Source organism: Lentzea sp. NPDC058450 (assembly GCF_042721395.1).
GTDB lineage: Bacteria > Actinomycetota > Actinomycetes > Mycobacteriales > Pseudonocardiaceae > Lentzea.
The window spans coordinates 130,343-156,539 of sequence record NZ_JBHXLO010000024.1 but is presented as its reverse complement, the minus strand read 5'-3'; the positions used below and the strand labels follow the sequence as shown (position 1 = coordinate 156,539).

The window sequence follows — 26,197 nt, the reverse complement described above, 5'->3', positions numbered from 1 at the left end:
GGGCGCTTTTCAGCCCGGCCTTTTCCGGCCGATCAGCGCCTCGCAAGGGCCCCGAAGTCAAGCCCCAATCTCTATCGTCGCGCAGCGGCGATGACGAAACCCAAGCTCGTCCGCGGTTGTCTTTGCCCCCAACGCAACCACCCACCAAACGCGACCAAACAAAACCGCCCCGGAGCGCAAGCTCCGAGGCGGCCAGAAAAGCCAAAGTCAGGAACTGACGACCGTCGACCGGTCCAGATCCGGCTCCAAGTAGATCAACCGAGCGTGCGGCACCCGATTCCGCACCCGCTGCTCAGCATCGTTGATCGCCTGAGCCACCTCGTCCAAAGCCAACCGAGGCTCCAACGCGATCTTCGCCGCGACCAGCAGCTCCTCCGGCCCGATGTACTGGGTCTTGATGTGGATGACCCGCTGCACCTTCCCAGCGGCCAACTCATCGATGATCACATCAAGATCGGCGTCCGAAGCACCCTCACCGATCAGCAGCGACTTCATCTCGATGATCAGGATCACCGCGATGATCCCGAGCAGCACACCGATCGAGATGGTGCCCAGTGCGTCGAAGACCGGGTCGCCGGTGACAACCGTCAGGCCGACGCCGAGCAGGGCCAGCACCAGGCCGACGAGCGCGCCGAGGTCCTCCAGCAGCACGACGGGCAGTTCCGGCGTGCGGGAGTTGCGGATGAAGCCCCACCAGCTGGCGTCGCCCTTGATCTTCTTCGACTCGTTGATCGCGGTGACGAAGCTGTAGCTCTCCAGTCCGATCGCGACGACGAGGATGCCGACCGCGACGAGCGGGTTGGAGAGGGCCTCGGGGGCCTGGAGCTTGTGGATGCCCTCGTACAGCGCGAAGACCGAGCCGAGGCTGAAGAGCATCAGGGCCACGACGAACGACCAGAAGTACCTGTCGCGGCCGTAGCCGAACGGGTGCAGCTTGGTCGCCCGGCGCTGTGCCGTCTTCTGGCCCAGCAGCAGCAGGCCCTGGTTCGACGTGTCCGCCACCGAGTGCACCGACTCGGCCAGCATCGACGACGAGCCGGTGATCAAGAATCCGACGAACTTGGCCACCGCGATACCGGCGTTCGCCACCAATGCCGCGACGATCGCCTTGGTCCCGCCCCCTGCTGACACGCCTGTCTCCTTGCAACCAGTCCGGTTTGTCCGGCCGAACCTTAGTCTGTTCCGGCCGTCGCGCGGAAAAGTTCAGCGGATTCGACACCATCCGGTTTCACCAGGACGGCGGGGTCCGAGGCGGGCAGCCACACGGACTCGCCGCGGGACAGTCGCAGTTCCTCACCGCGCGCGTTCGTGAGTACCACGGCTCCGGCGGTGCAAATCATGATCTGCGGGCCGTGGTGGTTCAGGCGGGTCTCGCCCACGAGGTCCAACCTGGACAGTTCGAACTCCGGCGCGGGCGTGCGGTAGACGCGGACGCCCGGCTGGACCTCCTCGCCCAGCATGACCTCCATGTCGCCGCACGTGAAGTCGAGCACGCGCAGGAGCTCGGGCACGTCGACGTGCTTCGGGGTGAGGCCGCAGCGCAGGACGTTGTCCGAGTTCGCCAGGATTTCGATGCCCGTTCCCCGCAGGTACGCGTGGAGGTTGCCGGCGGGCAGGTGGATCGCCTCGCCCGGCTGGAGCACGATCCGGTTCAGCAGCAACGCCGCGAGCACGCCCGCGTCGCCGGGGTACGACTCGCCGAGCTCCAGGATCGTGCGGCACTCCATGTCGAACTCGCCGTGCTCCTTCACGTGCAGCACGCACGCGTCGAGCACCTGCGGCAGCAACGACGACAGCGACGTCTGCGGCAGCGTGATCAGCATCGTGAACAACGCGCGCAGGCCCGACGAGTCCGGCTGCGCGACCAGCATCTCGGTGTACGGGGCGAGCGCGGGCGCGTCCAGGGTGCGCAACAACGACACCGTGCGGGCCGGCTCCCGGAAGCCTGCGAGTGCGTGGAACTCGGTCAGCGCGCAGATCAGTTCCGGCTTGGCGGCCGGGTCCTTGTAGTTGCGGACCGGCGAGTCGTGCGGCACGAGCCGTGCTTCCTCGGCGGCGAAGCCCTCCGCCGCCTGGGCTGCCGACGGGTGCGCCTGCAGGCTCAGCGCCTCCTCGGCGGCGAGCACCTTGAGCAGGAACGGGAGCCTGCTGCCCCACCTCTCGGCCACACGCGCGCCGAGCTGGCCGTCGGGGTCCGCCGTCAGCAGTTCGAGCAACGAGCGCTCGGCGCCGTCCGCGCCGACGACGCGGGACGGGTCGCCGGGATGGGCGCCCATCCACAGCTCTGCCTCGGGATGGGGTGCGGGCACCTCCTTCCCGAGCAGCTCGGCGATGGCCGTGCGTGATCCCCACGCGTACGGCCTGACCGCGTTGTGCAGCAGGTCCACTTCTGAGTCAGCTCCCAAATCAGTACGGGTTGCCGCCGAGAGTCCCGGCGGCGAGCCCGAGGTACAGCGCGGCCAGTTCGAACCGGAGGGCGAGCAGCGCGGCACTGACCGCGTCGCCTCCCGCCACCTCGACGGCCGGCTCCAGCACGTCCGCTCCCGGCAGGGTGTCCTCGGCGGCGTGCCGGAGAGCATCGGCCACGGGGCCTTGGCGCACGGCCAGCAACAGCACGCGCACGAGTCCGCTGCCCGGTTCGTCGTCCGGGTCCGCGAAGAGATCTGCACCAGAGGTTCCCTGCACCGCGCGGCGGTGCAACACCGGGCGGGTCAGCGCCTGCGGGTACCCGCAGACGTCACTGGCCACACCCGCGAACGCCGCCAGCGCGCCCGCGCCGTGCACGCCCACGGCCGTGGCGACCTCGTCGAGGCCCCACAGCAACGGCGTGCGGTCGGCGACGCGCAACGCGAGCGACTTCGCCGGGTTCACGAACGACTCGTGCATCGGGTGGTCGCGCTCGGCCTCGCGGTCGAGCTCGTCGGCGATGAGGTCGACGTCGACCTTGAGCAGCCCGAGCGCGTGCAGCACCAGCAGCCACGCGGCGAGCGCGCGCGGGAAGCTGAAGCCCGGCGGGACGTCGATGCGCGGCGGCAGCAGCACACCCCGACCGGCGGCAGCGGCGGCGACCGGACCCGCGTCCGGCGCCGTCAGCAACGTGCGGGCGCCCCGGCGGACGGCCCGGTCGATCGACTCGGCGAGGACCCGGTCACCGGGGTCCTCGGTGTGCGCGAGCACCACGTCGAGGGCACCGACCCACGGCGGCACCTCGTCGGCCAGCACGACCGGCACCGAGCAACCGGGACCGAGCAACGCCAGGACGACCTGGGCGACCGCCACCGCGTGGCCGGGCCGGGTGACCAGCACGACCGCGCGCGGGCGTTCGGCGAAGATCCGCTCCACCCCCGCCTCGGCCGCGGCCTCGGCGGTGGAACGGACCTGCGCACCGGCCCGTGCGGCGGCACGCAGCCAGCCACCCGTGTCGGCGTCGGCGAGGCGGCTCGAGTCGTCGAGCAGCGTGTCGTCGAGCACCTACGTCACCCAGCCGACGGCGGCTCGACCGCCTCGTCCAGCAGCAGCACCGGGATGCCGTCGCGCACCGGGAACGACCTGCCGCACGACGTGCACGTCAGGAAGTCCGCCTCGGGGTCGTTCGGCGTCCCGACCTGCAACGGCGCGTGCTCGGGGCACGGGCAGGCGAGGATCTCCAGCAACTGCTCTTCGAGCTTGACGGCCACGGTTCTCTCCTCAGGCCCGCACGATCGCGAGGACCTCGTCGCTGAGCGCGGCGACGGCCTCGGGGGTGGCGGCTTCGACGTTCAGGCGCAGCAGCGGCTCGGTGTTCGAGGCCCGCAGGTTGAACCACGACCCGTCCGCCAGCTGCACGGTGAGACCGTCGAGCTCGTCGATCGTGACGCCGTCCTTGGAGCCGTACGCGTCCTTGATGGCGGAGATGCGACCGGCCTGGTCGGCCACGGTCGAGTTGATCTCGCCGGAGGCGGCGTAGCGGTTGTAGACCTCGGTGAGCTTCGACAGCGGGCCGTCCTGCTCGCCCAGCGCGGCCAGCACGTGCAGCGCGGCCAGCATGCCGGTGTCGGCGCGCCAGAAGTCGCGGAAGTAGTAGTGCGCGGAGTGCTCACCGCCGAAGATGGCGCCGGTCTTGGCCATCTCCTCCTTGATGAACGAGTGGCCCACGCGCGTGCGCACGGGGTTGCCGCCGTGCTCCTTGACGATCTCCGGCACCGCGTGCGACGTGATCAGGTTGTGGATGATCGTGCCGCCGGGGTCCTTGGCGAGCTCGCGCACGGCCACCAGCGCGGTGATCGCGGACGGGCTGACCGGGTCGCCGTTCTCGTCCACGACGAAGCAGCGGTCCGCGTCGCCGTCGAACGCGACACCGGCGTCGGCACCCTCGGCCTTGGTGCGGGCCTGGAGGTCGACGATGTTCTTGGGGTCGAGCGGGTTGGCCTCGTGGTTCGGGAAGCTGCCGTCCAGCTCGAAGTACATGGGGATCACTTCGATGGGCAGGCCCTCGAAGACCTGCGGCACGGTGTAGCCGCCCATGCCGTTGCCCGCGTCCACCACGATCTTGAGCGGGCGGATGTCCTTGAGGTTGACCAGTTGGTTCAGGTACTCGGCGTACTCCGCGAGCATGTTCCGCTCTTCGAAGGTGCCCTCGGTGACGCCCTCGGCGTCGGCGACCTGGTTCTCGGCGTCGCTGCGGATCTGCCCGAGACCGGTGTCCTGGCCCACCGGCGACGCGCCCGCGCGGCACAGCTTGATGCCGTTGTACTGCGCCGGGTTGTGGCTCGCGGTGAACATGGCGCCGGGCAGGTCGAGCTTGCCGGACGCGAAGTAGAGCATGTCCGTGCTGGCCAGGCCGATGCTGATGACGTTCACGCCCTGCGCCTGCGCGCCCGCGGCGAACGCCCGGGACAGCTCCGGCGAGGAGTCGCGCATGTCGTGGCCGATGACGATGGTCGGTCCGCCGACGAGGCGGGCGAAGGCCGCGCCGAAGTCACGAACCAGGCCGGCGTCCAGCTGCTCGCCGACCACCCCACGGATGTCGTACGCCTTGACGATGCCGGACAGGTCACGCACGCCGCACACTCCCAGGAAACTCGCTCTTGACGGCCTCTGGTCGGCAGCCTACCGGCGAGCAGATCAGTGATGCGTGTGGTCGCTCAGTCCTCGTGCGGATCGGGCAATACCCGCAGGTGACCACGCCGATGACTGCCCGCGCTGCCCGCGGGCACGTCGGGAAGTTTCGGGGACACGTCAGCGCGCCCGGCCTCGCGCACCGCCTCGGCCAGGGCCGTCAGGTCGTCCACGCTCGGCTCGGGCGCCGCGAACTCACCCTGGTGCCTCACGACCTCCCAACCGCGTGGCGCGGTGAGCCGCAGCGCGTGCTCCTCGCACAGGTCGTAACTGTGCGGTTCGGAGTACGTGGCTAGCGGCCCGACGACCGCGGTGGAGTCCGCATAGGCGTAGGTGAGCGTGGCGACAGCCGGGTTAGCACACCCGGTTCGCGAGCACCGTCTCACGCTCCGCACGATCGGGGACGATAGCGCGTCCACGGGATGCTGTGTGTGAGGCACGCTGTGTTTAGTCGTCAGGGCGAACAACTAGGCTGCTGGGTTGTGGTGATGGCACGGGGTTCCCAGCGGCAGAATTCGCCGCGCCGACGCAACCGCGACCGGCACGGCCGAGGCCTGCGCGGCCCGCTCTACCCGGCCACCCTGCCGGCGGCCCGGTCGCGAGCGGAACGCTTCGACGCCCTGGTCATCGAGGCCCTGGAGCCCATCGAGGCCCGCTGGCGCACCGAACTCACCCAGCTCGACGTGGCCGTGGACGACGTGCCCGAGGTCCAGGTCGAGGGCGAGGACGGCGTCGTCGAGGACGGCAACGTCCCGCTGGCCCGGTTGCTGCCTCCTGGCTCGGACAACCGTGCCCGGATCGTTCTCTACCGGCGGCCGCTGGAGGCGCGGGCGAAGGACGGCGCGGACCTGGCCGACCTGGTGCACGACGTGCTGATCGAGCAGGTGGCGAACTACCTGGGCCTGGACCCGGACGTCGTCGACGAGGGCTGAGACGCCCCTCACACCCGCCTCCGGGTGGGCACCGCGGTCAGCAGCGTGAACAACGCGGCCGCCGCCTGGCCGAGCAGCAGGAAGTCCCGCAGGGTCGTGCTCAGGGACGCCCGCACCTCCGCCCCGTCGCCGGGCAGCGGCACCCCGACCAGGTGACCCCAGGCCCGCACGACCGGCACCTCGACCCCGTCCACGTACACCCGCCAGCCGGGTTCGTCCTCGGCGGCGAGCACGAGCACCCGTCCTTCACCACCGGGTGACACCTTCACCGCCACGTCCGGCAACGTCACGTTGACCGGCGCCACCCCGTCGGCGCCCAGGGCGTCCGGCGGCTCCCCACCGGTCCGCGCCCGCCGCGCCAGATCCGGCGCCAGCAACACCCCGGTGTCCGCGGCCAGCCTCAGCCGCAGCACCGGCCGTCCGTCGGAGGTCCGGGGCGCCTCGGACACCAGCTCCCCCACCGCGCCGCGCACCTTGGCCGCGGCGTCGTCCGAGGGCAGCACCACGAACGAGACCCCGGACGACGCGGCCTGCGCCAGGGCCAGCTTCGCGCCGGCCCCACCGTCCAGCAGCGCCGAGTTCCACCGCCGCAACCGGGCGGGCGAGGACACGGTCGGCACCAGGTCGTCGTCCCCGAATGCCGGCATCCGCCCGGCGACCTGACGCACCGGCGACCCGAGGATCAGCACCGATCGACCGGTCCGCTCCAGCTCCGAGGTCAACGCCGGGTTCAGCGCCACCCCGCCGTCCGCCTTCAACGGCCCGGACCGGAGGTCGAGCAACCCGGCCACGCCGAGGCTGACCAACGTCACCACGCCGACGACGTACACGGCGCGACGAACCCGAGCCTGCGCAGCGATGCCGGGTGGCACGCCGCGCTGACATCCGGCGAGCACCACGCACACGAGGCCCCATGCCAGGATGACCAAGGGCGTGCCGGGCCAGGCACCGACGGCGGCCACGGCGGCGAGGGCGCCGATGGACAGCACGATCACCATCAGGCCGGGCAGCATCAGCGCGTTGGGTCGCAGCACAGCGGCAGCGAACGCCGCCGCTACGAACACGGAGCACACGATCAGGTTGGGTGGCGGCGAGGAGTAGGCCGCGCCGAGGCCGTTCAGCACCATGTCGGGGTGTTGCAGCAGCACGGCGGGCCACGGCAGGAGCAACGCCATCGGCAGCAGCACGATGGCGAACAAGGCAGCGATCCGCCGAGCCCCGCCCGTCACGGCCAGGAAGCCGGCCAGGGCGCCCACGATGATCACGACATGCGTCAACGGCGAGAACGCGCCGAGCACGGCGACGCCGATGGCGGTGCCGGACGCCATCGGCAGCCAGGCGTGGGTCGACGACGCGCGCAGGACGGCGAAGACGCCGGCGAACACCACCGGCGTGACGATGTGCACGACGACGACGTCCAGGCGACCTTCGGACACGGCGGTCGTGGCGACGGGGAGCAGGCCGTAGAAGGCGGCCACCACCGCGCGCACGGAACGTCGTACGCGCAAGCCGCGTGACGCGATGTAGGCCGACAACGCGGCGAGGGGGATATCGCCGAGCAACAACAGTGCGACGGCGAACGACGGCCCACCGGGGATCAGCCCGAGGATGGCCAGGGCCGCCGGCGCGGGTGCCGCGGTGCCGCCGGCCACCGGGTGCCACGACGCCAAGTAGGTCGACCAGACCTCTCCCGCCGAACCGACGGGCAGCAGACGGCCACCGGCCAGATCGAGCCCCAGCCGCGACCAATTGGCGATCACGGCGACGAGCGAGAGCCCCAGGAGGAGCAGCACCGGCGGCGCGAGCAGCAGCGAGCGCAGGACGCGGGACTGGTCCACCTCGACGAAGACCATGCCGGGAGCGCCGCGCGGGCCGGGCGACGGGCGAGGGCGCGGCGATGGACGCAGAGCACCCGGCAGGGCGGCGTCGACGGAGACGACGACGGGCGGGCGGCGCAGGCCCGCCACGCGGGGGCGGCCGCGGGACGCGCCGGCCGGCAGCGCGGACGGGCCGACCGGGCGAGAGTCCACTTCGGACGGTTCCAGCCAGGTCGATCCGGAATCGGTTGCGGGCAAACGACCCAGAGCCGCGTCGGCTTCGACCCGGCGGCGGATCAGGAAGGCCGCGCCGGCCCGCACCGCGTTGCGCAGGCGGGTGAGTCTGCTGGTGAAGAGGCCGCGCACCACGGAAGAGCCGCGCCGGGCGCGCCGGCCCTCCAGCAGACGGCCTCGCGTCAGGAGGTAGCGGGCCGCTCCGACTTCGGCGTGTGCGTCGGCGAAACGCCGGAGGAACAGGAAGCCCAGGGCGCGCAGCAGCGACAAGATCAGCAGGCGCGGAAGTCCCACCAGGAACGAGAAAGCTGAACAATTGACCAAGAAAGTGCGCATGCCGTGCGCCCGGTCGACGCCACGAAATGACGGACCCGGCCGTGCCATGGCCGCGTCCAAACGGCGTGCGCCTTTAGTTGCGGCGCGCGCATGTCGCATGCGTGCGACAGGTACGCACAGGACCAAATGACCTGAGCGATTAGCGCGCCAGCCGAAGTCGAGATCGTCGCGCAGCAACGGCATCGCTTCGTCGTAACCGCCGAGGGAGTGCCACACCTCACGTTTGATCAACGATCCGGCGGACGAGACGGCGAGAACCTCGGTGCTCTGCTGAAACGATGCGGAATGTTCCGCCGAGGACAGACCCGTCTGTCGATGTCCTGAAGAATCCGTCGAGAGACCCGCCTCGACGACGAGCCGAGAATCCACCCAATCGAGGCACAGCGGACCGAGCACCGCGGCCGACGGGGACACCTCGGCGGCGGTCAGCAACGACACGAGGCAGTCGGGTTCGGGCGCGCTGTCGTCGTGCAGCAGCCACAGCCACTTGCCGGGATCACCCCACCGCTGAACAGCGTGTTCGACGGCGATGCGCACGGCGGTGCCGAAGCCCGTGCCGCGCGGCGCGGTGAGCACCCCGTCCAGCAGATCTTCCGCCTCGGCCAGCACCTTCGCCGTCCGGTCGGTCGATCCGGTGTCGACCGCGATCACGTGCCGCGGACGGATTCGCTGGCGCCGCAAGGCAGACAGCGCCGTGCTGAGCCACTGGTCGCCGTCGTGGCAGACCAGGACGCACAGCACCGGCGCTGTCCGGAGCCTCGGGTGAGGACTTGTCACGTCCCCAAGTTAAGGCAAGAAGATCACGCTTCTAGACAGCTCTCTTCTTCAGTTTGCGGCGTTCTCGTTCGCTGAGACCGCCCCAGATGCCGAAGCGTTCGTCGTGCTGGAGCGCGTACTCCAGGCACTCCGAACGAACCTCGCAGCCCAGGCAGATGCGCTTGGCCTCCCGAGTCGAACCGCCCTTTTCAGGGAAGAACGCCTCAGGATCCGTCTGTGCGCAGAGCGCGCGCTCCTGCCAGTCCTGCTCGTCGGCAGGGTCGAACAGGTACGACAGCTCGCCCTGCACGACCGGCTGCGTGACGTGATCTTCTTCGAGCTCTTCGAATTCCTGCATTTCGTCCGCCTCCTCGCCTTCCGCTCTCCCCGGTTGGCGGACGCCAGACGCCGTTCCCACAACGACGAATGACACCGATGTGATTACACCTGCGTCACAGCGAGCGGTCAAGCGGAGTCCACACGTCGGGGGATATTCGCGCAGATGGCCGCAAAAACCTTGACTGACTGCACAGACGGTGATTCAGGGGTCGCAACCCGTTCCCGAACGGCCCACAGGGTCATCGGACACGCCACACTGGAGGGGTGAAGCGATCAGCGGTTCGCCCCAGCCCCATCTTCCTCGGCCTGCTCGCGGCGGTCGTCGCCGGAGCGGCCCTCACCCTGCTCGAGAGCAATGTCGCGATCAAGTCGGGCACCATCCTCTTCGTACTCGCCGGGTGGGCGGTGACGCTGTGCCTGCACGAGTTCGGGCATGCCGCCGTCGCGTACAAGGGCGGCGATTTTTCCGTACGTGACAAGGGTTATCTGACCCTCGACATCCGCCGTTACACGGACCCCGTGCTCAGCATCGTGCTGCCGCTGGTGCTGCTGGTCATGGGTGGAATCCCGCTTCCGGGTGGTGCTGTCTGGATCAACCACCACGCGCTGCGGAACAAGCGGATCGAGTCGTTGGTCTCACTCGCGGGACCGGTTTCGAACCTCGTGATCGGCGTGCTGCTGGCGTTGGTCGTGGCGATCTTCTCGCCGCCCGCCGCGCTCGCCGCCGCGATTTCGTACCTGGCTTTGTTGCAGGTGTTCGCGTTCGTCCTCAACATCCTGCCGGTGCCCGGCCTGGACGGCTGGGGCGCGCTGGAGCCGTTCCTGCCCTACAGCGCGCAGCGGTTCGGCGCGAAGGCCCGGCCGTGGGGCGCCCTGGTCCTGTTCGCCGTCCTGATCGCCTTCTCCGAGGTCAGTGCGGTGTTCTTCAGCCTGTCGATGAACGTCTTCCAGCTCATCGGCGGCGACCCGTTCTACGCGTTCACCGGCAACGAGACCTTCATGTTCTGGCGCTACCTGTAAGGGCGAACCGGCGCTGTGGAAGCATGGGCGGGCGTGAAGGTCGTAGCACTGGTCGGCGGGGTCGGCGGCGCGAGGTTCCTGCAGGGCCTCAAAGCACTCGGAGCGGACGTCACGGCGGTGGTCAACACCGGCGACGACGTGTGGATGCACGGGCTGCGCATCACCCCTGACCTCGACACCTGCATGTACACCCTGGGCGAGGGCATCGACACCGAACGCGGCTGGGGCCGCGCGGACGAGTCGTGGACCGTCAAGGAGGAGCTCGCCGCGTACGGGGCCGAACCGTCGTGGTTCGGCCTGGGCGACCGGGACCTCGCGACCCACCTCGTCCGCACCCAGATGCTGCGCGCCGGGTACCCGCTCTCCGCCGTGACGGAGGCGCTGTGCGACCGCTGGAAGCCCGGCGTGCGGCTGCTGCCGATGTCGGACGACCGGGTCGAGACGCACGTCGTCGTCGACCTCGACGGTGAGACGAAGGCCATCCACTTCCAGGAGTGGTGGGTGAAGCACCGGGCCGGCATCCCCGCGCAGTCGTTCGCGTTCGTCGGCGCCGAGACCGCCACCGCCGGTCCCGGCGTGCTGGACGCGATCGCCGAGGCCGACGCCGTGGTCCTGGCGCCGTCCAACCCGGTCGTGAGCGTCGGCACGATCCTGAACGTCCCCGGCGTGCGCGACGCGTTGCGCAAGACCGAGGCCGGCGTCGTCGGCCTGTCGCCGATCATCGGCGGGAAACCGTTGCGGGGCATGGCGGACGCCTGCCTGGACGCGATCGGCGTGGAGACCTCGGCCGAGGCGGTCGGGCGGCTCTACGGCTCCCGCAAGTGCTCGGAGGACGGCATCCTGGACGCGTGGCTGGTGCACACCGGCGACCGCGCGGACGTGCCCGGTGTCGCGGTGCGCGCGGTTCCGCTGCTGATGTCCGATGTGGACACCACGGCGCAGATGGCCCGCGACGCGCTGGAGCTCGCCGGAGTCGACGTTGGCTGACCACGCCGCGGCGGCGTTGGAGCTGCTGCCCGTCACGGGTCTGCCGGAATTTCGCCCCGGCGACGACCTGGCCGGCTCTGTCGCGCAGGCCGCACCCTGGCTTCGTGACGGCGACGTGCTGGTCGTCACCTCCAAGGTGCTGTCCAAAGTAGAGGGACGGCTGGTCCGCGTGCCGGCCGACCCCGAGGAGCGGGACCGGATCCGGCGCGAGCACGTCGACGCGGAGTCGGTGCGGGTGCTCGCCCGCAAGATGCGCACGCTGATCACCGAGAACAAGCTCGGCATCGTCCAGGCCGCCTCCGGGGTCGACGCGTCGAACGTGGCGGGCGACGAGATCGCGCTGCTGCCGGTCGACCCGGACGGGTCGGCGGCGTCGTTGCGCGCGGCGTTGAAGGCGTCGCTGGGCGTCGAGGTCGCCGTGGTGATCACCGACACGATGGGCCGTGCCTGGCGGATGGGTCAGACCGACGCCGCGATCGGCGCGTCCGGCATCCGCGTGCTGCACGACTACGCGGGCGCGGTGGACGAGCACGGCAACGAGCTCGCGGTGACGATGGTCGCCGTCGCGGACGAGATCGCGGCGGCCGCGGACCTGGTGAAGGGCAAGCTCGGCGCGGTGCCGGTCGCGGTGCTGCGCGGGTTCGACGTGGTGGACGACGGGTCCACGGCACGCGACCTGAACCGGCCCGTCGAGGAGGACCTGTTCAGCCTCGGCACGGAGGAGGCGCTCGCGCTCGGCCGCTCGCAGGCCGTGCTGATGCGCAAGTCCGTGCGGTTCTACTCGGACGAGCCAGTTGATCTCGTTGCTGTCCGTCGCGCCGTCGGTGCGGCGCTGACCGCGCCCGCGCCGCACCACACGAAGCCGTTGCGGTTCGTGCTGGTGCGGGAGAAGCGGGACGAGCTGCTGACGGCCATGCGTGCGCAGTGGGAGACCGACCTGCGGGCCGACGGGTTCACCCCCGACCAGATCGCGCGCCGGGTGCGCCGGGGCGACCTGCTGGTGGAGGCGCCGGAGATCGTCGTGCCGTTCCTGGTCCGCGACGGCGCGCACAGCTACCCGGACGACCGGCGCGCGGACGCCGAGAAGACGATGTTCACGGTCGCCGGTGGCGCCGCCGTGCAGGGCCTGCTGGTGGCACTCGCCGCCGAAGGGCTCGGCTCGTGCTGGGTGTCGTCGACGATCTTCTGCGCGGACCTGGTGCGGTCGGTGCTGGGAGTACCGGACGACTGGGAGCCGCTCGGCGCCGTCGCGGTCGGGCACCCGGTCGAACCGCTGACGCCGCGTGAACCGCTGGAAGGGCTGATCGAGCTTTGACTTCGTCCCGTCGCAACTGACGGGACTTCCCACCTGCTTGTGGCAGGTAGCACTTACGCGCTGCACCTCGCGGTACGGGTTTCCTGTTTTATCGCCGATCGCGGAAAGGAGGACCCTTGCCGTCTGACATCAGCTCCGCAGGCATCGCCCGAGTCGCCTCGGGCTACGGCTCGACCAGCCGCAAGAATGTTCTTCGCCGCGTTGAAATCTCGATCATGCCGAGCACGGCACTCCGGGCACGACCAGTGCCGGGTGGAGAGGGGCAGCTCCGCAAGCACATGGCCACAGTCAGAGCAGGTCTTGGTGGACGGGTACCAGCGGTCGATCACCACGAACTCGCGACCGGCACGTGCGCACTTGTACTCGAGCTGCCTGCGAAACTCACCCCAGCCGACGTCGGAGATCGCGCCTGCCAAACGGCGATTGCGGAGCATGCCCGCGACGTTGAGGTCTTCAATCGCGATCAGCTGAGCGGAACGCACCAACTGGGTCGTGACACGGTGCAGAAAGTTCGAACGGGCGTTACGAACCTTGCGGTGGGCACGAGCAACCTTGGCCCTGGCCTTGCGACGGTTGTTGCTGTCTCGTCGGCACCGCGCCATCCGACGTTGGTAGCGGACGAGGTTGCGAGCCTTGCGCGCCAAGTGCCGGGGATTGGCAACCCGTTCACCATCGCTGGTGACCATGAACTCGATCAGTCCGAGGTCCACTCCCACACCGTCGACGCCGCCCACGGACGGCGTTGGCAGGGCAGCGTCCACGGCGAACGTCACGTACCAACGACCATCCGGATCACGGGAGATCACGACCATCGTGGGATCGAGCCCGGAGAGGTCGACATCTCGAAAGGACCAGACGAAGCGCAGCGGTGCAGTGGTCTTGGCCAGCGTCAAGACACCATCGCGAACACGGAACGCCGAACGTGTGTAGTGCGCACTCTGCCGGCCGGTACGGGACTTGAACCTCGGGTAGCGAGCGCGCCTGCCGAAGAAGTTCTGGAACGCCCTGTGCTGATGGCGCAGCGTCTGCTGCAGCGGCACGCACGAAACCTCGGAAAGAAACGCCAGTTCCTCTGTCCGCTTCCACTGAGTCAGCGCAGCGTCGGTCTCCTGGTAGGACGTGCGAACGCCTTCAAGTTGGTGACGAAGGTTGCGCGCTCCCAAGGTTTTGTTCCACACCAGACGCACACAGCCGAACGTGCGGTTCAACGCCGCCGCCTGCTCGGGAGTCGGGTAGGCCCGACACTTGTACGCCGTTCGCATGCGAATGAACGTATCGTGAAGAATCCAGCGCGAAAGTCGCGTTCTTCGCGAATCGGACCAAACGGGCTTGATCATTCCCAGTCTGAGCGCTGGGCCTTCCAGCGGAGGCATTTGTGACACTGCACGCCGACGCCGTCTCGACGCTGAGCCGGTTCTCGGGCCAGGACGCGTTGAAGGAGGCCTACCTGGGCTTCCTGGCGGCCCGTGAGGACGCCTGCATGCGCTCCTGCGAACCCGGCCACATCACCGCGTCCGCGCTGGTGCTGGACGCCACCGCGGAGCACGCGCTGCTGACGCTGCACCCGCGCGTGGGCCGGTGGTTGCAGCTCGGCGGCCACTGCGAGCCAGAGGACTCGACGCTGGCCGGCGCCGCGCTGCGCGAGGCCACCGAGGAGTCCGGCATGCGCGGGCTGCGGATCGAGCCGACGCCGATCCACCTCGACGTGCACCCGATCACGTGCTCGCTGGGCAAGCCGACGCGGCACTTCGACGTGCGGTTCCTGGTGCGGGCGCCCGTCGGCGCGCAGCCGGTGCGGTCGGCGGAGTCCGTCGACCTGCAGTGGTGGCCGCTGGACTCGTTGCCGGACAACGTGGACGACCTGCACCCGTTGATCGAGAGCGCGCTTCAGCGCCTGGGCTAGAACCTGCGGTAGTCGCGCGGCGAGAACCTCGGGGCTCGCCGCGGCCGCCGCATGCCCGCCGACTCCAGGTACATGACGGCGCGGTGGCGTTGCGGCTGGTACGGCGCCAGCAGCTCCATCATCGCGGCGTCGTCGCCGGGCGTGCCGGTCAGCGCCCAGGTGACGTTCTTGGCGACGTGGTAGTCGCCGACGCTCACCGCGTCCGGGTCGCCCCACGACCGTTGCGCGACCTCGGCGGACGTCCACACGCCGACGCCGGGGATCTTTTCGAGCAGCTCACGGCTGCGCGTCTCGGCTGCCTTTTCCAGGCGGTGCGCGACCTGCGCGACGTTGATCAGCGTTCTTCTGCGCGCGCCGTCGAGGCCGCACTGGTGCCACTCCCAGTCCTGGAGGGCCAGCACCCGTTGCGGTGTCGGCGGGACCTTCAGCGGCCTCGGGCCGGGAGCGCTCTCACCGAACCTGCGGCCGAGTTCGCGCCACGTCCGGAAGGCCTCCATGCCGGTGACCTTCTGTTCCAGGATCGAGGCGAACAGCAGGTCCCAGACGCGGCCGGCGGAACCGAGCCGCAGGCCCGGTCGTTGCCGGCGGGCCTCCGCGATGATCGGGTGGTGGGCGACGAACTCGTCCACCGGGTCGTTCGCGCCGAGCAGGGCGGGCAGGCCGTCGAGCAGCCACGGCCCGCCCTCACCCCACGCTTCCGCCTGCACCTCACCGTTCGTCCTGGTGATGTGCAGGGTTCCCGGGCCGCCCGGCGTGTTGGCCGCGAACCAGACGCCGCCTTCAGCACTGAAGGAGGGATCGCCGGGTCCGCGGCGCAACGTGCCGAGCACCGCTCCCAAGTCGAGTGGGAACGGTGGAGTCCAGGTTCTGCTAGTGGCGTGGCTCAAGACGTTGCCGGTGTATTCGTGTTCAGACGGGCGTGTCGTGGTGCCGCCCCCACGCCCTCGTACTGGTTGTACGGGGGCGTGGGGGCGGTGCCACGACACGGCCTGCTGGGCGCGGATACGCCGCCAACGTCTTGTGTCACGCCACTAGGCATCCGTGGAGAAGCGCACGCCGGCCTCGGGCAGCACGACACCCGGCCACACCCGCGCTCCGCCGATCAGCTCGCAGCGCGCGCCGATCACCGCGGAGTCGCCCACTACGGCGTCCCGCAGGACCGCACCGGCCTGCACGAGCGCACCGGCGCCCACGATCGAACGTTCCACGACGGCGTTCTCGCCCACGACAGCGCCGTCGAACAGGATCGCGCCGTCGAGCACCGCGCCGTCCGCGACCGTGCAGTTCGCACCGACCGCGGAGCCGCCCTTGACCGTTGCTCCTTCGTGGACGGACGAACCGTCCAGCACCAGGTAGTCGCCGGGCTGTGCAACCGCGGCCGACGGTGCGACGCCGCGCACGAGGTCCGCGGACCCCTGCACGAACGCCTCCGGCTTGCCGAGGTCCAGCCAGTAGGTGGCGTCCACGTGGCCCTGCAACCGCCGGCCCGCCTCAAGCAGCCCGGGGAACGTCTCGCGCTCCACCGACACCGGACGGCCGGCGGGAATCGCGTCGATCACCTCGCGGCGGAACACGTAGCAGCCGGCGTTGATCTGGTCCGTCGGCGGGTTCTCCGTCTTCTCCAGAAACGCCTGGACGCGGCCCTCGTCGTCCGTCGGCACGCAGCCGAACGCACGCGGGTCCGCCACCTTCACCAGGTGCAGCGTCACGTCCGCCTCGTGCTTGCGGTGCGTGTCCACGATGCCCGTGAGGTCGACGCCCGACAGGATGTCGCCGTTGAACACCATCACGTCGGGCTCACGCAGCTTGTCCGCCACGTTGCGAATCGCGCCCGCCGTGTCCAGCGGTACCTCTTCCACCACGTACTCGAGCTCGAGCCCGAGCCTCGATCCGTCCCCGAAGTACTCCTCGAACACCTCGGCCTTGTAACTGGTACCCAGCACCACGTGGGTGATGCCGGCCTCCTTGATCCGCGAGAGCAGGTGCGTCAGAAATGGCACCCCCGCGGTCGGGAGCATGGGCTTGGGAGCGGACAGGGTCAGCGGGCGAAGACGGGTGCCCTTGCCCCCGACCAGCACCACAGCTTCGACGCCGTGCACCTTTTTCCTCCTCCGCGTTACAGCGAGCCGTTCGACGGAATACTCTGACACGAAGCAGATCGTCAGATGGGATCTGGTCCCGGCAAGGAGCTAAATCCGACATGGACCCACGCGACCGGGCCGACGCCATGCTCGCCCGCGCCCGTGCACGTGGGCGGAACATCGTGACGCCGGACAACATGACGTCTCCGATGGACTCCTCTGACACGCAGCAGATCCCCAGAGCGCTGGTCAACGCGGTGGACCCGCGCCGCGACCCCGACTCGACCATGATCCTCGCGCCGGCCCAGATGGGCATGCAGCAGCGTCCTGGCTCGCCGCCGATGCCGACCCAGCCGATGCCCGCGCAGGCCGCGCCGCCGATGCAGCAGGGGCCGCACGGGCCGTCCGATGACGCGGAGATCACTCAGGTCGTGCAACCAGGACTGATTCCGACCGTGTCGAACCACCAGCAGAAGCGGAACACGCTCTCGCAGAGGCTGAGCGGCGACATGTGAGCAGGCCCGGCGGGCCCGCTCACATCACTTCTTGCGCGTGAGAATCTTCACCCGCAACGTCAACCCCGCCTTGAGCACGAGGCGGAACGGCGCCCACAGCACCCCGGCGTGCCGGTCGGCCAGGTACCGGTAGGCGCTGCGGTGGTGCTCCCGCAGCATCCGGTCGGACGAGCTCGCCGTCGAGTGCCCGCCGATGTGCATGACCTCGGCGTCCGGCACGTAGACGTTCAACCACCCGGCCGCGCTGACGCGTTCGCCGAGGTCGACGTCCTCGAAGTACATGAAGTACTTCTCGTCGAACCCGCGCACCGAGTCGAAAGCCTCGCGCCGCATCAGGAAGCAGGACCCGGACAACCAGCCGGCGGTCCGCTCGACGGGTTCCTTCTCCTGCCGGTACGCCCGCGTCCAGGGGTTCGACTTCCACACGGAACCGAACAGGGCGTGCCCCACCCCGCGTCCGAGGGACGGCAACAGCCGCGCGGACGGGTAGACCTCGCCGGAAGGTTCGCGGATCAGCGGACCGAACATCCCGCCGCGGGGCCACCGCGCGGCCGCGGCGATCAACGCGTCGACGGAACCGGGGGCGAACTCGATGTCGGGGTTGGAGATCAGCACCCAGCCGACGTCCTGGCCGAGGGCCTCGACGCCGCGGTTGGCGCCGCCGCCGTAGCCCAGGTTGCCGCCGGTCGGCAGGAAGGTCACGTTCGACCGCTCCGCGGCCAGGGCCTCCGGCACGCCGTCGGTGGAGCCGTTGTCGGCGAGGATCACCTGCACCGGACGGGAGGTGGCCTTCTCCAGGGTGTCCACGAAGGGGGCCAGCGTCTCGCCCGGCGAGTACGTGACCGTCACGACACCAAGTCCATCGCCGTAGTTCACGCGCGCCACCCTAGCGCCGCCGCGGTCAGCGCCGGCGACGCACCATCACGGCCCGCTCGTAGGCCTCGCGGTGCCGATCCGCGCTGACGGCCCAGGAGAAGTCCTTGGCGCGTTGCTGGCCGGAGTTCGCGAGCGACGCGCGGCGGGCCGGGTCGTCCAGGAGGTCGGCGATCGCGGCCGCGATGTCGCCGGCGCCCACACCGCAGTACGCCACGGCCTCGCCGCCCACCTCGGGCAGCGACAGGCGGCGCGTCGTCAGCACGCAGGCACCGCAGGCCATCGCCTCCAGCACCGGCAGGCCGAAGCCCTCACCGAGGGACGGGTAGGCGACGAGCTCGGCGCCGCCGAGGAAGCCCGCGAGCTGTTCGAACGGCAGGTAGCCGGCGCGGATCACGCGGATGCGGTGCGGCACGGAGTCGAGGGCGCGCTCGACCTGGCTGTCCCAGCCCGGCTGGCCCGCCAGCACCAGCGCCGGTGGTTCGGCGCGGCCCACCATCGCCTGCGCGAAGCCGCGGATCAGGGCCGGGACGTTCTTGCGGGGTTCGAGGGCGCCCAGGAACGCGACGTAAGGGGTGTCGCCCAAGGACAACACGCGGCGGACCGCCAGGACCTCGTCCGGTGACGGCGGGTGGAAGCGTTCGGTGTCCACGCCGTGCTGGGCGATGTGCAGGGCGCCGCGGTCGGCGCCGGCCACGCGGGCCAGTTCGTCGGCGGTCGCCTGCGACGGGACGACGCAGAGGTCGGCGCGGCGCAACGAGGCTCGCGTCCAGGCGCGGAAGAAGCGGGCCTTCACCGACGAGTGCAGCACCGGGTCGGTGAAGAAGGTGGCGTCGTGCAACGTGACGACGGACGCGGCCTTGGCGGCCAGCGGCAGGGTGTAGTGCGGGGAGTGCACGACGTCGACGCCGAGCGTGCGGACCAGGCGCGGCAACGTGGTCTGCTCCCAGGCCAGGCGGGCCGTCCTGGTGGCCACGGCGTCGGCGGCGCGGATCACGCGGGCGTTCGGCGCGATCTTGGTGAACAGGTCTTCGTCGCGCGGCTGACACACGACGGAGAGCTTGGCCCCGTCGGCGTCCAAAGCCGCGACGAGCGAATCCACGTAACGGCCTACGCCACCACGGTCTGCGGGGATCGCGGTGGCGTCGATCAGCACGCTGAGTTCGACGGTGGGCACGGTCAGCTAGCGTAATGTCATTTGCGAATGCGTCTGACGGGAATGCGCTAATCCGGTAGTCAAGCGTGTGCTCTCCAAACACTCAGCGCGGTCTTTTCCCAGGTGAACTCACTCGCGCGGGTGATCCCGGCCTCGATCGTGTGACGAGGATCAGCCAACACCGCCCGCAGCCCTTCCGTCAACGACGCGAGGTCTCCCCGTCGCACGACCGTGCCCGCGCCGCCCGCCACCTCGACCAGTGCCGGATCGTCCGAGTGCACAACGGGAACGCCGGCGGCCATCGCCTCCAGCACCGGCAGGCCGAAACCCTCCGCGAGACTGGGTGCGGCGAGGCAGGTGGCCCCGGCCAGCACCGACGCGAGTCTGGCGTCCGAGACCCTGCCCAGCAACGTCACGTGCGGCGCGCGGAGGTCCACGCCACCCCACCCCTGCGGACCGACCACGACCAGCGGCACGCGCAGCCTTTCGCACGCGCGCACCAACATTTCGAAACCTTTGCGCGGCTCCACGGTTCCGACGGCGAGCACATATCCGGCGGGAAGGTCGTCCGCGGGCGAACCGACCAACCGCGTCACACCATTGGGCACGACCACGACCGGCACCTCGACGCGCACGCACGAATCCAGTTGAGACGCAACGGCTTCCGTCGGCACGACGAGCGCACGGGCCTCCCGCGCCGCCCGCCCGATCACCTTGCGGTGCCAGGCGACTCCGCGCGGCGTCAACGTCTCCGGGTGCGTCCACGGCACCACGTCGTGCACGGTGACGACGGCTCCGGGCAACGGCGCGAGCGGCGTCGGGGCGTGCACGTGCGGGCCGAGCCGTGGCGGGAGACCGCGCTCCCACAACGCCACCAGCGCCCGGCGCGGCACCCGCAGCACGCGGTCGGCGTTCGCGGTGGCGGCGGTCGTCACGGACCAGCCCGCCGGGGTGTTCTCCCGCAACGCGCCCAGCAGCTCGGCGGTGTAGCGGCCGGTTCCGCCGGGGACCGGCGCGTTGAGTTGCTCGGTCAGCACTACTAGCTCGGGCACGTCGCGTACCGTCTCACGCCGTGTCGGCAGTCAGCACCGTGGTGGTCGTGACGTGGCGCGGTCGTGACCACGTCACGGCGTGCCTGGACGCCCTGAAAGCCCAGAAGAGTCCACACAGGACGATCATCGTGGACAACGCGTCCGACGACGGCACGGCCGAGCTGATCAGCGGCCACGAGGTCGTCCGGCTCCCCCGCAACGTCGGCTACGCGGGCGGGCTCGCCGCCGTGCTGGACCTGGTCGAGACGCCGTACGTCGCGTGGCTCAACGACGACGCGGCCCCGGACCCGTCCTGGCTCGCCGAGCTTGAGAGCGCTCTCGAAGGCGAACCGGACGCAGCCGCCGCCACCTCGTCGATCCTGCTCACCGACGGGTCGACGCAGTCCGTCGGCGTCGCGCTGACCGCGGACGGCCACGGCAGGGACGTCGTGCTCGCGGGCCGCGAGGTGTTCGGGTTCTGCGGCGGCGCGGCCCTGCTCCGGACCGACGTGCTGAAGGCCGTCGGGGGCGTCCCGGCGAGCTTCTTCTGCTACTACGAGGACACCGACACGGCCTGGCGGCTGCGGCTTGCCGGGCACCGGGTGATCTCGGTCGGGCCGGCGCGGGTGCGGCACAAGCACGGCGCCAGCACGCGGCCGGGTTCGGCGCTCTTCCACCGCTGGAACGAACGCAACCGCCTGCTGATGCTGCTGCGGTGCGCGCCGTTCGCGGTGGCGGTCACGCAGGTGGCGAGGTTCGTGGCGATCACGGCGATGCTGCCGCTGCGCAAGGACGTGCCGGACGCCGCCAACTTCCGGTTCGGTCTGCGGGCGCGAGTGGTGGGCGAGGTGCTGCTCCGGCTGCCCGTGACGCTGGTGCAGCGACTGCGGGTGAAGGTGGCGGTGCCGAGACAGCGGGTGTGGCAGGACTGGGCGGGCCGCTGAATGTCACGCCCGGAAACCGATGAGCTGCGGTACCCGGTCTGGCCGCTGACCATCGGCGGACTCGTGGCGATCGCGGCCGGAGTCGCGCTGAGCGTCACCCTCACCCAGGGGTTCGTGTTCCTCTGCCTGCTCGGCGGCCTCGCCTACGCGCTCGGCGTGAGCGGCCTGTCCCAGCGCAAGTGGGTCGCGCTGCCCGCGTTCGCGCTCGGGCTCGTCGCCCCGTTCGTGCTGACGTTCGGCGTGCACAGCGTGCTCCTCCAGCACACCGCGCAGGTCGAGAGCTGCACGGTGACGTCGAAGGACGAGCACCCGTTCGTCAAGTACCCGCGCGTCGACTACGTGCTCGCCTGCCCGAGCGGCGAGATCGAGCTGGAACGCGACTGGAGCGACCGGCTGAAGACCGGGGAGGCCGAGGTCCTCGTCGGTCCTCCGCTGCGGCCGGACTGGGCCGACGAGGGCCGGTGGAACCTCCTGCCGGTCACAAGCGTCCCCGGAGCGATGATTCTTCTCGTTCCGGTCGCCCGGCTGCTCAGGAAGCAGCCGTGAGGCGGCCAGCAGCACTCATCGTGATCGGCCTCGCCGCCGTGGCGGCCGCCGTCGTGCTCGGCGCGATCGTGCCGGAGCGGTACGACCTGCTGGTGCTCGTGCCGTGCGGACTGCTGTCGCTCGCGTTCGCGTGGGGCGTCGGCAAGCTCGGGCCGACCTGGCTCGTGCTGCCCGCGTTCATGGTCGTGATCCCCGGCACGGCGGTCCTGCTCGGCGACGGTCACCGGGCGTTGATGGACGCGCTCGGCACGCCCCAGACGTGCGTGATCACCAGCGTCGAGGACGTGCCGGGGCCGGACAACCCCGCCTACGCGCACCACGTCACCTGCCCCGACGGCGCCGAGTCGCGCATCGTCGTGCGGGGCGAGGTGGACAAGAAGGTGGCGCCCGGTCCGGCCACCGTGCTGCGGCACCCGGTGATGCGGCCGCTGCTCGCCGACCGCAACGACTGGTCGGCCGAGTGGGTCTTCGGGGTGCCCGTAGCTGTCGCCTTGCTCCTGATCTGTGCAACCACACTGCGGGCGCGCAGAGTGATGAGGCAGGCTTAGCGCGTGGATCGAGCCTCACTGCCCCTCGTGTCCGTCATCGTCGTCAACTATCGCGGCGCGGAGGACACGATCACCTGCGTGCGCGGGCTGGCGGAGGTCGACCACCCCGCCGACCTGCTCGAAGTCATCGTCGTCGACAACGAGGCGCACGACACCGCACGTCTGAAGGCCGAACTGCCGGGCGTGAAGGTCGTCACCTCGGAGCAGAACCTCGGGTTCGCCGGCGGCTGCAACCTCGGCGTCGACCACGCCACGGGCGGTGTGCTCGCGTTCCTCAACAACGACGCGCGCGCCGACCGGAACTGGATCAAGGCCGCGATCAGGGTCTTCCACGCCGAACCGGCGGTGGGCGCGGTCGCGAGCAAGGTCCTCGACTGGGACGGCGAGAAGATCGACTTCGTCGACGGCGGGCTGACCTGGTTCGGCATGGGCTACAAGCGGCACGCGGGCCAGGACGACGACGGCAGCCACGACGGCCCGAAGGACGTGCTGTTCGGCACCGGGTCCGCGCTGTTCGTCCGCACTGAGCTCTACAAGCAGCTCGGCGGGTTCGACGAGCGGTTCTTCATGTTCTACGAGGACGTCGACCTCGGCTGGCGGCTCAACCTGCGCGGCTGGCGGGTCCGCTACGAACCGGCGTCGCTCACTTACCACCGGCACCACGCGTCGATGAGCTCGATCGACCACAGCCGCGAGCTGTACCTGTTGGAACGCAACGCGCTCATGTCGTTGTACAAGAACTTCTCCGACGAGACGCTGGCGAAGGTGCTGCCGGCCGCGCTGGCGCTGTGCGTGCGCCGCGCGACGGCCCGCGGTGAGATCGATCCCACGCAGCTGGAGATCACCCGCCGGCCGGCCGATCCGGCCGACGACCAGGCGCCGGTCGGGGTGCCGCGCCAGGCGCTGGCCGGGTTCCTCGCGATCGACCAGTTCGTCGAGGCGATGCCGTCCCTGCAGAAGTCGCGCAAGATCGAGCAGGCCGCGCGCCGGATGTCGGACACGGACATCGTTCCGTTGATGCGCAAGGCGTTGGAACCGGCCTATCCCCTGCCGCGCTACCTCGCCGCGCACGACATCCTCGTCGACGTGCTGGGCCTGGACGACGTGTTCGGCAAGCCGCGCAAGATCCTCGTCATCACCGGCGACGCGATCTCCGACCGGATGGCCGGTCCGGCGATCCGCGCCTGGCACATGGCCGACGTGCTGTCCGGCGAGCACCAGGTCCGCCTCGTCACGACGAACCCGCTGTGCGCGCCGCCCGACGCCCCGTTCGCCGTCGAGCGCGCCCGGCCGAAGGAGCTGCCGCCGCACGTCGCGTGGGCGGACGTGGTGGTGTTGCAGGGCCACGCGCTGGAGATGATCGCCGAGCTGAAGAAGGCGTCCTCCACCAAGATCGTGGTCTGCGACATGTACGACCCGATGCACCTGGAGCTGCTGGAGCAGGGCAAGGACGACACGGACGACAAGCGCGCGCTGGACCTGGAGACCGTCACCAAGGTCCTGAACACGCAGCTCGAACGCGGCGACTTCTTCCTGTGCGCGTCGGAACGGCAGCGCCACTTCTGGCTTGGCCACCTGGCCGCGCTGGGCCGGTTGACGCCGGCGTTGTACGACAACGACCCCACGACCCAGTCGTTGCTCGGGATCGTCCCCTTCGGACTGTCCGGCAAGCCGCCGCAGCGCACCGCCCCCGCGATCAAGGGCGTGGTGCCGGGCGTGACGGACGCGGACAAGGTCGTGATCTGGGCGGGTGGCGTCTACAGCTGGTTCGACCCGCTGTCGCTGATCGAGGCGATGGACCACCTGCGCAAGCGGCAGCCGTCCGCGAAGCTGTACTTCCTCGGCATGAAGCACCCGAACCCCGAGGTCCCGGACATGGACATCGCCGGCCAGACGCGGGCGTTGTCCGCACAGTTGGGGCTGACCGGCGAGCACGTGTTCTTCAACGACGGGTGGGTGCCCTACACCGAGCGGCAGAACTGGCTGCTCGACGCGAACTGCGGTGTCACCACGCACTACGAACACGTGGAGACCACGTTCGCGTTCCGCACGCGGGTGCTCGACTACCTGTGGGCGGGGCTGCCGATCGTCACCACATCCGGCGACTCGTTCGCGGACCTGGTGCTGCGGGAAGGTTTGGGCGTCGTCGTGCCGCCGGAGGACCCGGAGGCGCTCGCCGACGCGTTGGAGAAGGTGCTCTACGACGAGGAGTTCGCGGCCGAGTGCCGTGAGCGCATCGCCGTCGTACGCGAACGGTTCACCTGGGAGACGGCACTCGCGCCGCTGGCCGAGTTCTGCCGCAACCCCAGGCCCGCCGCGGACCGTCTGCCCGGCTCGGCCCCCATGGTGCGCACACCAGGGCTGACCAGGTCGGACAAGGTGAAGCGGGACCTGCAACTGGTGCGCGAGTACCTGGACGCGGGCGGCCCGACCGAGTTGGCCAAGCGGGCGACGGGGCGTCTGCGCAAGATCGCGCGTGGTGGCAAGCATGGCTAGATCCCCCAAGAAACCCCTCTCCGTGCTGCTCGACGGCACACCCCTGCTCGGACATCGCACCGGCATCGGCCGCTACACGGCGGCTCTGGCGGAAGAACTGGCCTCCATGCCGGAGGAGGCCGACGTGCGCGCGGTGGCGTTCACGTTGCGCGGCTGGCGCGCGTTGCGGACGGTGTTGCCGCACGACGTGACGGCCCGCGGTCTGCCCGTGGCGGCGCGGGCGTTGCGGCAGATGTGGCTGCGCGCCCCGTTCCCGCCGGTGGAGATGCTGGCCGGGTTCTCCGACGTCATGCACGGCACGAACTTCGTGCTGCCGCCGACCGTGCGGGCCGGTCGCGTCGTCACGATCCACGACCTCGCGTTCCTGGACGCGCCCGGCGACCTGCCGCCGTCCGACCGCCGGTTGCCCGAGCTGGTGCGGCTGTCGGCCCAGCGGGCGAACGTGATCTGCACGCCGACCGCCGCCGTCGCCTCCGTGGTGGCGGACCGGTTCTCGGTGCCGCTGGAGAAGATCGTCGTGACGCCGCTGGGCGTCGACCCCGCCTGGTTCGCCTCCCGGCCGCCCTCGGCCACGGTGCGCGGACGGCTCGGGCTGCCGTCGGAGTACCTGCTGTTCGTCGGCGCGGACGGGCCCCGCAAGGGGCTGGAGTACCTGGTCAAGGCCCACGCCTCGGACCCGTCGCTGCCGCCGCTGGTGATCGTCGGACCCGGTCGGTCCGGTGTGGACGGTCGAGTGCTGCGGACCGGCTACCTGCCGGACGTGCACCTGCGGTCGGTCGTCGCCGGCGCCACGGCGCTGGTGCTGCCGTCGCGGGACGAGGGCTTCGGGCTGCCGGTGCTGGAAGCGTTGGCGTGCAACGTTCCCGTGGTCTGTTCGGACGTACCCGCGTTGCGCGAGGTGGCGGGCGGGCACGCACTGCACGTGCCGGTCGGCGACGTGGAGGCGCTGGCCGACGGGCTGGCCCAGGCCGTCGCGGCGCCGGCCACTCCGGAAGCGCAGAGCGAACGGCGGGCGCACGCGTCCGGGTTCACCTGGCGGCGGTGCGCGGAGCTGACGGTCGAGGCTTACCAGAAGAGCAGGGCCTGACGTTGGTGGGCGTCAGGAAGACCTGACGCCCCAACGACTTCACCGAGAGTGCGGCCTCGGCGAGCGCTTGTCGAGCTGGCTCATCGAAACCTGCCGCGAGCCCGTGACAACGGCGACGCAGGTCAAGAAGCGCCGCCGATCGGTTTCTTCTGTCGCGGGGCGCGGATGTGTGCGCCCGGAATCG

Annotated in this window: 25 protein-coding genes; 11 read left to right on the top strand and 14 right to left on the bottom strand. The window is 70.3% G+C overall.

Annotation, left to right across the window (positions count from 1 at the left end; genetic code table 11):
* Positions 1 to 207: 207 nt before the first annotated feature.
* The 6 genes from ACFWNN_RS31340 to ACFWNN_RS31315 all read right to left on the bottom strand — a co-directional run bounded on the left by ACFWNN_RS31340 (position 208) and on the right by ACFWNN_RS31315 (position 5,492).
* Positions 208 to 1,131: a cation diffusion facilitator family transporter gene (locus ACFWNN_RS31340; protein WP_382443531.1), complete on the bottom strand. Its 924-nt coding sequence runs from the start codon at positions 1,129 to 1,131 to the stop codon at positions 208 to 210.
* A gap of 41 nt (positions 1,132 to 1,172) precedes the next feature.
* Positions 1,173 to 2,387 carry a mannose-6-phosphate isomerase, class I gene (gene manA, locus ACFWNN_RS31335; RefSeq protein WP_382443530.1) on the bottom strand — a complete coding sequence of 405 codons (1,215 nt, stop codon included), beginning with the start codon at positions 2,385 to 2,387 and terminating at the stop codon, positions 1,173 to 1,175.
* A 19-nt stretch (positions 2,388 to 2,406) separates the two neighbouring features.
* Positions 2,407 to 3,471 carry a hypothetical protein gene (locus tag ACFWNN_RS31330; RefSeq protein WP_382443529.1) on the bottom strand — a complete coding sequence of 355 codons (1,065 nt, stop codon included), beginning with the start codon at positions 3,469 to 3,471 and terminating at the stop codon, positions 2,407 to 2,409.
* A 5-nt stretch (positions 3,472 to 3,476) separates the two neighbouring features.
* A complete protein-coding gene (locus ACFWNN_RS31325; protein ID WP_285643981.1) occupies positions 3,477 to 3,677 on the bottom strand; it encodes a Trm112 family protein in 201 nt (66 codons plus the stop codon).
* Positions 3,678 to 3,687: 10 nt separating this feature from the next.
* Entirely contained in the window at positions 3,688 to 5,040 is a 1,353-nt protein-coding gene (locus ACFWNN_RS31320) for a phosphomannomutase/phosphoglucomutase (RefSeq protein ID WP_382443528.1), read from the bottom strand.
* 83 nt (positions 5,041 to 5,123) lie between these two features.
* On the bottom strand, positions 5,124 to 5,492 hold the full coding sequence (locus tag ACFWNN_RS31315) for a DUF3499 domain-containing protein (RefSeq protein ID WP_285643984.1): 369 nt from the start codon (positions 5,490 to 5,492) through the stop codon (positions 5,124 to 5,126).
* Between the two features lie 93 nt (positions 5,493 to 5,585).
* On the opposite strand from ACFWNN_RS31315, the gene ACFWNN_RS31310 reads away from it, so the two are divergent.
* Entirely contained in the window at positions 5,586 to 6,029 is a 444-nt protein-coding gene (locus tag ACFWNN_RS31310; RefSeq protein WP_382443527.1) for a metallopeptidase family protein, read from the top strand.
* A gap of 8 nt (positions 6,030 to 6,037) precedes the next feature.
* Here ACFWNN_RS31310 and ACFWNN_RS31305 read toward each other — a convergent pair whose 3' ends face one another.
* Positions 6,038 to 9,193 (bottom strand): glycosyltransferase, encoded by a 3,156-nt coding sequence (locus ACFWNN_RS31305; RefSeq protein ID WP_382443526.1) that lies wholly within the window; start codon positions 9,191 to 9,193, stop codon positions 6,038 to 6,040.
* A gap of 31 nt (positions 9,194 to 9,224) precedes the next feature.
* A complete protein-coding gene (locus ACFWNN_RS31300) occupies positions 9,225 to 9,530 on the bottom strand; it encodes a WhiB family transcriptional regulator (protein ID WP_051784712.1) in 306 nt (101 codons plus the stop codon).
* Between the two features lie 245 nt (positions 9,531 to 9,775).
* On the opposite strand from ACFWNN_RS31300, the gene ACFWNN_RS31295 reads away from it, so the two are divergent.
* From ACFWNN_RS31295 to ACFWNN_RS31285, 3 genes are read left to right on the top strand one after another with little or no spacing between them, the layout of a single operon-like run.
* A complete protein-coding gene (locus ACFWNN_RS31295; protein WP_382443525.1) occupies positions 9,776 to 10,531 on the top strand; it encodes a site-2 protease family protein in 756 nt (251 codons plus the stop codon).
* 33 nt (positions 10,532 to 10,564) lie between these two features.
* A complete protein-coding gene (gene cofD / locus ACFWNN_RS31290; protein ID WP_382443524.1) occupies positions 10,565 to 11,518 on the top strand; it encodes a 2-phospho-L-lactate transferase in 954 nt (317 codons plus the stop codon).
* Positions 11,511 to 12,833: a coenzyme F420-0:L-glutamate ligase gene (locus tag ACFWNN_RS31285; RefSeq protein WP_382443523.1), complete on the top strand. Its 1,323-nt coding sequence runs from the start codon at positions 11,511 to 11,513 to the stop codon at positions 12,831 to 12,833. The genes cofD and ACFWNN_RS31285 overlap by 8 nt, the downstream gene beginning before the upstream one ends.
* Positions 12,834 to 12,886: 53 nt before the next feature.
* On the opposite strand, the gene ACFWNN_RS31280 is transcribed toward ACFWNN_RS31285, so the two are convergent.
* Positions 12,887 to 14,095, bottom strand: a complete 1,209-nt coding sequence (locus ACFWNN_RS31280) for an RNA-guided endonuclease InsQ/TnpB family protein (RefSeq protein WP_382443522.1) — start codon at positions 14,093 to 14,095, stop codon at positions 12,887 to 12,889.
* A gap of 113 nt (positions 14,096 to 14,208) precedes the next feature.
* Here ACFWNN_RS31280 and ACFWNN_RS31275 point away from each other — a divergent pair, with 113 nt between their 5' ends.
* The gene (locus ACFWNN_RS31275; RefSeq protein ID WP_382443521.1) at positions 14,209 to 14,736 is read left to right on the top strand and encodes an NUDIX hydrolase; all 528 of its coding nucleotides are present in this window, start codon (positions 14,209 to 14,211) and stop codon (positions 14,734 to 14,736) included.
* Here the strand turns inward: ACFWNN_RS31275 and ACFWNN_RS31270 are convergent.
* Entirely contained in the window at positions 14,733 to 15,575 is an 843-nt protein-coding gene (locus tag ACFWNN_RS31270) for a DNA-3-methyladenine glycosylase family protein (protein ID WP_382443520.1), read from the bottom strand. The genes ACFWNN_RS31275 and ACFWNN_RS31270 overlap by 4 nt on opposite strands.
* 192 nt (positions 15,576 to 15,767) lie before the next feature.
* A complete protein-coding gene (locus ACFWNN_RS31265) occupies positions 15,768 to 16,835 on the bottom strand; it encodes a sugar phosphate nucleotidyltransferase (protein ID WP_382443519.1) in 1,068 nt (355 codons plus the stop codon).
* Positions 16,836 to 16,936: 101 nt separating this feature from the next.
* Between ACFWNN_RS31265 and ACFWNN_RS31260 the strand changes: the two genes are divergently transcribed.
* Entirely contained in the window at positions 16,937 to 17,332 is a 396-nt protein-coding gene (locus tag ACFWNN_RS31260) for a hypothetical protein (protein WP_382443518.1), read from the top strand.
* A gap of 24 nt (positions 17,333 to 17,356) precedes the next feature.
* Here the strand turns inward: ACFWNN_RS31260 and ACFWNN_RS31255 are convergent, their stop codons facing one another.
* The 3 genes from ACFWNN_RS31255 to ACFWNN_RS31245 form a co-directional block, all read right to left on the bottom strand.
* Positions 17,357 to 18,208 carry a glycosyltransferase family 2 protein gene (locus ACFWNN_RS31255; protein ID WP_382443517.1) on the bottom strand — a complete coding sequence of 284 codons (852 nt, stop codon included), beginning with the start codon at positions 18,206 to 18,208 and terminating at the stop codon, positions 17,357 to 17,359.
* A 25-nt stretch (positions 18,209 to 18,233) separates the two neighbouring features.
* Complete coding sequence (locus ACFWNN_RS31250) at positions 18,234 to 19,361, bottom strand: glycosyltransferase family 4 protein (RefSeq protein WP_382443539.1); 1,128 nt, start codon at positions 19,359 to 19,361, stop codon at positions 18,234 to 18,236.
* An 80-nt stretch (positions 19,362 to 19,441) separates the two neighbouring features.
* Complete coding sequence (locus ACFWNN_RS31245; protein ID WP_382443516.1) at positions 19,442 to 20,413, bottom strand: glycosyltransferase family 4 protein; 972 nt, start codon at positions 20,411 to 20,413, stop codon at positions 19,442 to 19,444.
* A 20-nt stretch (positions 20,414 to 20,433) separates the two neighbouring features.
* Here ACFWNN_RS31245 and ACFWNN_RS31240 point away from each other — a divergent pair, with 20 nt between their 5' ends.
* From ACFWNN_RS31240 to ACFWNN_RS31220, 5 genes are read left to right on the top strand one after another with little or no spacing between them, the layout of a single operon-like run.
* A complete protein-coding gene (locus ACFWNN_RS31240; RefSeq protein WP_382443515.1) occupies positions 20,434 to 21,336 on the top strand; it encodes a glycosyltransferase family 2 protein in 903 nt (300 codons plus the stop codon).
* Complete coding sequence (locus tag ACFWNN_RS31235; RefSeq protein WP_382443514.1) at positions 21,337 to 21,882, top strand: hypothetical protein; 546 nt, start codon at positions 21,337 to 21,339, stop codon at positions 21,880 to 21,882.
* Positions 21,879 to 22,430, top strand: coding sequence for a hypothetical protein (locus tag ACFWNN_RS31230; RefSeq protein WP_382443513.1), 552 nt, complete (start codon positions 21,879 to 21,881; stop codon positions 22,428 to 22,430). The genes ACFWNN_RS31235 and ACFWNN_RS31230 overlap by 4 nt, the downstream gene beginning before the upstream one ends.
* A gap of 3 nt (positions 22,431 to 22,433) precedes the next feature.
* Positions 22,434 to 24,926 (top strand): glycosyltransferase, encoded by a 2,493-nt coding sequence (locus ACFWNN_RS31225; protein ID WP_382443512.1) that lies wholly within the window; start codon positions 22,434 to 22,436, stop codon positions 24,924 to 24,926.
* Positions 24,919 to 26,013 carry a glycosyltransferase family 4 protein gene (locus ACFWNN_RS31220; protein WP_382443511.1) on the top strand — a complete coding sequence of 365 codons (1,095 nt, stop codon included), beginning with the start codon at positions 24,919 to 24,921 and terminating at the stop codon, positions 26,011 to 26,013. The genes ACFWNN_RS31225 and ACFWNN_RS31220 overlap by 8 nt, the downstream gene beginning before the upstream one ends.
* Positions 26,014 to 26,197 lie beyond the last annotated feature (184 nt).